This is a genomic window from Micromonospora sp. KC606, from assembly GCF_004348675.1.
Taxonomy (GTDB): Bacteria; Actinomycetota; Actinomycetes; order Mycobacteriales; family Micromonosporaceae; genus Micromonospora.
On the sequence record NZ_SMKN01000257.1, the window covers coordinates 1 to 7819 of the forward strand.

At 76.0% G+C, this 7819-nt stretch carries 5 protein-coding genes and 2 pseudogenes; 6 read left to right on the top strand and 1 reads right to left on the bottom strand.

Going from position 1 to position 7819, the window contains the following annotated elements; genetic code table 11:
* The 4 genes and pseudogenes from E1193_RS28335 to E1193_RS33885 all read left to right on the top strand — a co-directional run.
* The coding region (locus E1193_RS28335) for a cytochrome d ubiquinol oxidase subunit II (protein WP_243707948.1) at nucleotides 1-1038 on the top strand (1038 nt) is incomplete at its 5' end.
* Nucleotides 1035-2717, top strand: a complete 1683-nt coding sequence (gene cydD, locus E1193_RS28340) for a thiol reductant ABC exporter subunit CydD (protein ID WP_132186233.1) — start codon at nucleotides 1035-1037, stop codon at nucleotides 2715-2717. The genes E1193_RS28335 and cydD, both read left to right, overlap by 4 nt.
* Nucleotides 2718-2719: 2 nt before the next feature.
* Nucleotides 2720-4513: pseudogene (cydC, locus tag E1193_RS28345) on the top strand (thiol reductant ABC exporter subunit CydC); the annotation flags it as partial.
* 66 nt (nucleotides 4514-4579) lie between these two features.
* The gene (locus E1193_RS33885) at nucleotides 4580-5248 is read left to right on the top strand and encodes a permease prefix domain 1-containing protein (RefSeq protein ID WP_132186235.1); all 669 of its coding nucleotides are present in this window, start codon (nucleotides 4580-4582) and stop codon (nucleotides 5246-5248) included.
* Nucleotides 5249-5329: 81 nt separating this feature from the next.
* On the opposite strand, the gene E1193_RS28355 is transcribed toward E1193_RS33885, so the two are convergent.
* The gene (locus tag E1193_RS28355) at nucleotides 5330-5671 is read right to left on the bottom strand and encodes a helix-turn-helix transcriptional regulator (protein ID WP_132186236.1); all 342 of its coding nucleotides are present in this window, start codon (nucleotides 5669-5671) and stop codon (nucleotides 5330-5332) included.
* Between the two features lie 118 nt (nucleotides 5672-5789).
* Here E1193_RS28355 and E1193_RS28360 point away from each other — a divergent pair, with 118 nt between their 5' ends.
* Together E1193_RS28360 and E1193_RS28365 are read left to right on the top strand one after the other, a co-directional pair.
* Nucleotides 5790-6731, top strand: a complete 942-nt coding sequence (locus E1193_RS28360) for a DNA primase (RefSeq protein WP_132186237.1) — start codon at nucleotides 5790-5792, stop codon at nucleotides 6729-6731.
* A gap of 40 nt (nucleotides 6732-6771) precedes the next feature.
* Nucleotides 6772-7819, top strand: a pseudogene (locus tag E1193_RS28365) (transposase); the annotation flags it as partial.

Below are 7819 nucleotides of genomic sequence, written 5' to 3' on the forward strand. Positions count from 1 at the left end.
CCCCGTACCCGCCCTCGCCTGACGGAGACCACCGTGGACCTCGCCTGGTACGCCCTGCTCGGCCTCTTCTTCGCCACCTACCTCGCCCTCGGCGGCTACGACTACGGCGTCGGCCTGCTGCTCGCCCGGGGCGGGCCCGCCGACCGCCGGGCCGGCCTCACCGCGCTCGGCCCGTTCTTCCTCGGCAACGAGGTCTGGCTGGTGGCCTTCGTCGGCATCCTCTTCGGCGCCTTTCCCACCCTGGAGGGCGAACTGCTCTCCGGCTTCTACCCGGTCGTGGTCGGGGCACTGGTCGGGGTGATCCTGGTGACCGTCGGCGTGCAGTTGCGCAGCCGTCCCCGGGGCGCGGTCGCCCGTGCGTGCTGGGACCGGGTGGTGGTCGCCGGCAGCGCGCTCGCCGCGCTCGGCTGGGGCGCGTTGCTCGGCGGGCTGCTGCAGGGCGTACCCCTGCGCGACGACGGCCACGTCGCCGGGGTGACCCACCTGGCCACCCCGTTCGCCGCCGCCGCCGGGCTGGCGATGCTCGCGCTGGTCGCGGCGCACGGTGCGACGTTCCTCACGCTGCGTCTGCCGGCCGCCGACGCCGACGCCCTCGGCCGGCTGGCCGGGCGGCTGATCCCGGTGGCGGTCGCGGCGGTCGGTGCGGCCACCGCGCTGGGCCTGCTCTCCGACCGGGTACGCGCGGCGACGCAGCAGCCGGCGGCGGCCGTACTGCTCTCGTCGGCGCTGGTCGCGGCGCTGTTGCTGGCGCGGGCGGCGCTCGCCCGACGGCGGCCCGGGGTGGCCTTCGCCGCCACCAGCGCGGCGCTGGCGCTGCCGGTGGTGCTGGTCGGCGCGGCCCTCTGGCCCGCCGTGCTGGTCTCCACCGTCGACCCGGCGGCCACCTTGACCGTCGCCGAGGCGGCGGCGAGCGGGCCGACGCTGCGACTGCTGGGCTGGCTCGCGCTGCCCCTTGTTCCGGCCCTACTAGGCTTCCAGGCGATGTGCTGGTGGGTTTTCCGGGGACGGACCGACGGCAGGGCACCGGTGTACTGGTGAACCGCCGTCCCTTCGACCCGCGTCTGCTGCGCCGGGTCCCCGCGGCCCGACGCGACCTCGCCGTGCTCGCGGTGCTCGGCGGGCTCACGGCGCTGCTGGTCGTGGGGCAGGCCACCGCCCTGGCCACGCTGCTGGCCACCGCCTTCGATCGCCGGCTGGAGACCGTGGCGTTGGCCGGCTTCGTCGCCGCCGTCGGCGGGCGGGCGCTGGTCGCCTGGGCGCAGGGCGCCGTCGCGGCGCGGGCCGCCGCCACCGTGAAGGCGACGCTGCGGGCTGACCTGCTCGCCGCCGTCGGCCGGCACGGGCCCGGCTGGGTCGCCGGGCAGCGGGCCGGGCAGCTCGCCACCCTCACCGGGCGCGGCCTGGACGCGCTCGACGCCTACTTCACCGGCTACCTCCCCCAGCTCGTGCTCAGCGTGACCGTGCCGCTGGCCGTGCTGGCCCGGCTGGTCTTCGCCGACTGGGGCTCGGCCCTGATCATCGCGCTGACCCTCCCGCTGATCCCGGTCTTCGGCGCGCTGCTCGGCTGGCAGGCCCAGGCCGCCACCGAACGGCAGTGGCGACGGCTGTCGATGCTCGGCGGGCACTTCCTCGACATGGTCGCCGGGCTGCCCACGCTGCGGGTGTTCGGGCGGGCCCGGGCGCAGACCGACGTGGTGCGCCGGATGGCCGACGGCCACCGGGTCGCCACCATGCGGACGCTGCGCATCGCCTTCCTCTCCGCGCTGGTCCTGGAACTGGTCGCCACCCTCTCGGTGGCGCTGGTCGCGGTGCCGGTCGGCATCCGGCTACTGGGTGGCGGGATCGCCCTCTCCACCGCGCTGCTGGTGCTGCTGCTCACGCCGGAGGCGTACCTGCCGCTGCGGGCGGCCGGCAGCCGGTTCCACGCCAGCATGGAGGGACTGACCGCCCTGGACGAGGCGCTGACCGTCTCGGCCGCCCCGGCCACCGCCGTGCCCGACGCCCCCGCCGCCACATCCTGCGCGGCCCCGCCCGGCAGCGGCGAGATCCGGTTCGAGAACGTCACCGTCGCGTACGAACGGACCACCGCGCTGCGGGACGTCACGCTGACCGTGCGTCCCGGTGAACGGATCGCCGTCGTCGGCCCCAGTGGCGCCGGCAAGAGCACCCTGCTCGCCCTGCTGCTCGGCTTCGTCACCCCCACCGCCGGCCGGGTCGTCGTCGACGGTGTCGACCTCGCCCACGTCGACCTCGACGACTGGCGGCGGCAGGTGGCCTGGGTGCCGCAGCGCGCCCACCTCTTCGCCGCCTCGCTGGCCGACAACATCCGGCTCGGCGCCCCCGACACCGCCGACGCGGCGCTCGCCACGGCAGTCGCCGACGCGGCGCTGGACGATGTCGTCGCCGCTCTGCCCGACGGGCTGGCGACCGTCCTCGGCGAGCGCGGCCACGGCCTGTCCAGTGGGCAGCGGCAGCGGGTGGCGCTGGCCCGGGCCTTCCTCCGGGACACCCCGCTGGTGCTGCTCGACGAGCCCACCGCCCGGCTGGACACCGCCAGCGAGGCGGTGGTGCTGGCGGCGACCCGGCGGCTGGTCCGGGGACGTACGGCGCTGCTGGTCGCGCACCGGCCGGCGCTGCTGGCGGACGCCGACCGGATCCTGCGGGTGCAGGCCGGTCGGGTCACCGAGCTGACCCCGGCCACCGAGGCGGCCCGATGAGCACCGGGTCCGCGGAACGGGTCGTGTTGCGACTGGCCCGGCCGTACCTGCGCCGGCTGGTCGGCGCCGGGCTGCTCGCCGCGGCCACCGAGACCGCCGGACTGGCGCTGATGGCCACCGCCACCTGGCTGCTGATGAGCGCCGCCGGCCGGCCGCCGCTGGACCGGCTCACCGTCGCCATCGTCGCCGTCCGGGCGCTGGCGATCGGCCGGGGAGTGTTCCGCTACACCGAACGCCTCGCCGGCCACGACGCCGTGCTCCGGATGATCACCGACGTGCGGGCCCGGGTCTTCGCCACCCTCGCCGCCCGCCGGGGCCCGGCCGGGCACCGGACCGGGGACGCGCTGAGCCGGCTCGTCTCCGACGTGGAGGCCGTCCAGGACCTGCTCCTGCGGGTGCTCGTACCCGGTGCCGCCGCGGCGTTGGTCGGCCTGCTGGCGGTCGGCGGGGCCGCGCTGGTCTCCCTTCCCGCCGCCGGGGTGCTCGCGGTCGGCCTGCTCGTCGCCGGGGTGGCGCTGCCCGCGTCGGCCACCGCGCTGACCCGCCGCGCCGCCGACGAGGTGGCGCCGCTGCGCGGCGCGCTCGCCACCGACGCGGTGGACCTCACCCACGGTGCGGCCGACCTGGCCGCCTTCGGCGCCACCGGGCAGGCGCTGCGCACCGCCACCGACCGCGCCGGTCGGCTGGCCCGGCTGGAACGACGGCTCGCCGCGACCGGCTTCGCGGTCGACGCGGCGGGGGTGCTGGTCGCCGGCCTGACCGCCGGCGGCGTGGTGCTGGTCGCGCTGCGCGCCGGGGCGGGCGGGGTGCTGGTCGGCGTACTCGCGGTGGGAAGTCTGGCCGCCGTGGAGATCGCACTGGCCCTGGTCGGGGCGGCCCGGCAGCGGACCCAGCTCCGCGCCGGCCTCGCCCGGGTCGCGGAGCTGCTCGCCGAGCCCACCCCCGCGCCGGAGGGCACGGCCCCCGCCGGCACGGTTGACGCCCGGGCAGGCGGCGGCGACACCGCGCCGGGCCGGCCCGTCATCGGCGGAGCGACCCACGACGTGCGCTTCGACGGGGTCGTCGTCCGGTACCGAACGGGTGCCGCGCCCGCCCTGGACGGGCTGGACCTGGACCTGTCCGCCGGCCGCCGGGTGGCGGTGGTGGGCCCGAGCGGCGCCGGCAAGAGCACCCTCGCCGCGGTGCTCACCGGCACGGTACGCCCCGACGCCGGCCGGGTCACCCTGGACGGGCACGACCTTTCGGCGTACCCGGCCGACGAGCTGCCCCGCGCCGTCGGCGGGCTGCTCGCCGAGGCGTACGTCTTCCACGCCTCGGTCCGGGAGAACCTGCTGCTCGGCCGGCCCGACGCGGGCGAGGACGAGATGACCGCCGCCACCGGCGCGGCCGGTCTGCACGACTGGGTACGCGACCAGCCCGACGGCTGGGACACCATCGTCGGCGAGGAGGGCGGCCAGCTCTCCGGCGGGCAACGGCAGCGCCTCGCCCTGGCCCGGGCCCTGCTCGCCGCCCCGCCCGTGCTGGTGCTCGACGAGCCGACCGAAGGGCTGGACCCGGCCGCCGCCGACGCGGTGCTCGCCTCGGCGCTGACCGCCACCCCGACCGGGCACTCGGTGCTGCTGATCAGCCACCGGCTCAGCGGCCTCGACGGACTGGACGAGATCGTGGTGCTGGACGCCGGGCGGGTCATCCAGCGCGGCCGGCACGCCGAACTGGTGGCCGCCCCCGGCTGGTACCGGGACCAGTGGCTGCTCCAGGAGGCCGCCGAGCGGGGCTACCTGGCCCTGACCCCCTGAGCAGCCGCCCGGGTTCAGGGAATCTCCCCGACGCGGCCCGGTGCCGCCCGTGGCAGGGTGGAATCCGTGCGGGGATCGGAAGGCGTCCTGGAGGAACGGCTGCGCGAGCTGGACGGCCGGCTGCGCGGCCCCGCCCGGCTCAAGGCGGAACTACTCATCGAGCTGCGGCACGCGCTGACCGACGCCACCGAGGCGTACCGGGAGGGTGGGGTGGCGCCGGCGGAGGCTGCCCGGCGCGCGGTGGCCGAGTTCGGCACCCCGGCTCAGCTCGCCCCGGCCTACCAGGCGGAACTGGGCGCGGCGGCGCTGCGCGGCCTGTCGGTGCGGGCCCTGGTGGTGGCCGCGGTCCTCATCGCTACGGGCGATCTCACCTGGCAGGGGTCGAGCTGGAGCGACGGGCCCCCGCCGCCCGAGAGCTACCAGTTCCTCTCCGCCTCGGTGAACGTCGTCTGGCTGGCCGTCGCCGGGTTCTCGCTGGCCGCCCTGGCCGTCGGGCGATGGTCGGCCCGTCGGAGCGGGAGCGGCCCGATCACCCTGGGTCGGCTGGTCGGGCTGGGGCTCACCGGGGCGCTGGCGGCGGGTCTCCTCACCGGGGTCGGCCTGTTCACCTGGTCGGTCCGGTTGTGGGACGCCGCGCTGACCTGGCCCCCGATGATCATCGGGGCGATGCTGGTCGGCGCCGCCTACTTCTCGCTGGCCCGGGCGGCCCGTTCCTGGCTGGCCGCCACCGGCTGACCCGCGACGACCCGGGCGCTCGCCCACGAAGGTGGCCCGGGACCGGCCTCGGCCGTCACCGCCCCGGCCGAACGGCGGCGGTCAGACGGAAGCCGACGGCGGGGTTCCGGGGCCGAGGAAACGGCCGACGATGGCGCTGAACTCACGCCAGCCGTCCCGCTCCCCGACCAGCGCCCGACGGCCGGAGTCGGTCAGCTCGTAGGTGCGCCGCTCGCGACCGTTGACGGTGCTCCAGGAGCTGATTACGTGCCCGGCCCGCTCCATCCGCCGCAACGCGGGATAGATGGTGCCGGTGGGTAGATCCAGGCTGCCGTCGCTGCGCGCCCGCAGCGCCTCGATGATGGCGTACCCGTGTAGGGCGCCCTGCTCCAGCACCGCCAGCAGCAGCGCGTCGAGGTGTCCGTGCAGCGACTGGGCCTTCATGCGTAGTTAGGCTACTTGTCGATCCTCGGGACCGCCAGCGGGGTGCGGGCTCCGCGCCCGCCGGACGGACCACTAGGGTATGTGCCCAGAGTCACTGGTCGGCGAAGAACGCCGGCGAGTGGGCAACCCGACGCACACGGAGGTCAGCGTGGTCCGCCAGTCGCCCCAACGGCCCGACGCCGACGAGCCCGAGCTCGACGCCACCGACGGGCCGGTCGAGCCCGAAGCGGAGCCCGGCACGGTCGACCGCTCCCTCTGGGACGAGCTGCGGATCGACCCGGTCGAGATCGCCCTCCCCGCCGGCACCGGCTTCACCCTGCGGGCCTACCGGCCGGCGCGGGAGCTGACCCCCACCGACGTCGCCGAGCGCGACGAGGACGACCCCTTCCTGGCCCGTCGCCAGGTCGTCGAGACCGACGAGGACGACGAGGAGGTGGTGATCCTCGACGAGGAGTTCGCCGCCCTCACCGCCGAGGAGGACGAGAAGGACGAGCGGAAGGACGAGGGCCGCAAGGCCGACGCCGACGCCGACTCCGAGGACCCCGAGGACGAGGACGACGACGCGGCCGGCGACGAGGAGGTGCCGCTCTTCCTGACCCACAAGGGCCGGCTGCTGCTCTTCAAGACCCCCGAAGCCCTGGTCAGTTTCGTCCGGTCCGGCGCGCCGAACGACATGTCCCAACTGGACAGCTGGAACGAACTGGCCGAACGGGTGGAGCCGGCCGACATCGCGCCGCTCGACGAGGACACGTACGAGCTGGACCTGGTTGTGGAGAACCTGCGTGGCGGGCACGACACCTGGGACTCCACGCTGCTGATCGAGGCCGGCGAGGTGGCCCGTGACCTGGCGTACGCGCTGCGGCTGCCGGCGGTGTTGGACATGCTCTCCGCCGGCTCCAGCCTCGACGACCTCGACGAGGCGTTGCGGGCGTCTGTCAATGGTGGGATCGGAGGATTCTTCGGCCGCCGACGGCTGAAGAAAGTCGGAGCGCAGACCGCCAGCCTGGGCTGGCGCACCATTGTCGGCAAGATCTCTGCCGTAGTGGACTGGCGCGACTGACCTCGACCAGGGAGCATCAGTCTCTGGCAGAAGAAGACCTGTGTCCCGGGAGGAGGACGACGCCGTGGCGCTCGTGCGCGTGTACTGCGGTCTGGCCTCGGCGGATCCGGCCGACCGACCGGCATCGACCGGATCGGCGCTGACGTCCGCTGTGGTCGACGACGCGGGCCGTCTGCTGCACGTCTGCGAGATCAGCGACGACCCGGCGGGCTACGCCCAACTGGTCACGCTGCTCGTGGAGCGGTCGGGCGGGCTGAGCGGCGCGGCGATCGCGGCCGACAGCGACGACCACACGGTTACCTCGCTGTTGAGCGCCGCAGGGCGTCCACTCGCGATCGCCGACGACGACTCGGTCGACGACTTCGCCGAGCGTTTCGCCGACGACGACTCCCTGGAGGAGATGCAGTCCCCGCCGGCTGAGCGACGAGCGGTGGGCCTGGCCCGCGCCCTCCAGGCCGGCGCCCTCTCGGCCGTCACCCTGCCGGCGCCTCGGGATCTGGCCGGCTTCAAGCAGGTCCTGTCGGCGCACGGCGCCCTCTCCAGCGGCCGTCACTCGGCCGCCGTTGCGCTGCGCGAGGTGCTCCGCGAGCTCTACCCGGCCGCCCTGCGGGCGTACCCGGACCCGGCCGAGCCGGTGCCGCTGGCCGTCCTGGACGCCCTTCCCGAGCCCGGCATGCTCACCGGCACGACCACCCAGGGCCGTGAGGTCTCCGTCGCGGCCGACGCGGTCGCGGCACACCTGGTCGCCGACGGGGTGGCCGAGCCCGACGAGATCGACGCCGCGGTGACCGCGCTGCGGGTGGCCGTCTCCGAGACGCCCCGGCGCGCGACTGTCAACCGGGCGCTCACCGCCGCCGTGGCCGAGACCGTCCGGCAGGCGGTGGCCGCGGTGCGTGCCTGTGACGCCGGCTGCGAGGCCCTGGTCAGCGCGCTCGCCGCCCGCACCAGCGCACCGTCTGCGGCATCCGGCCGGCGGGCCGCCGCCCGCCGGGGTGAGCCGGTCGCCGAGCTGACCGGCATCAGCGGCACCGGGGGCGGCCTGCGTGCCCTGCGCCCGACCGAGCCCACCGCGCCCACCCCCACCGGGC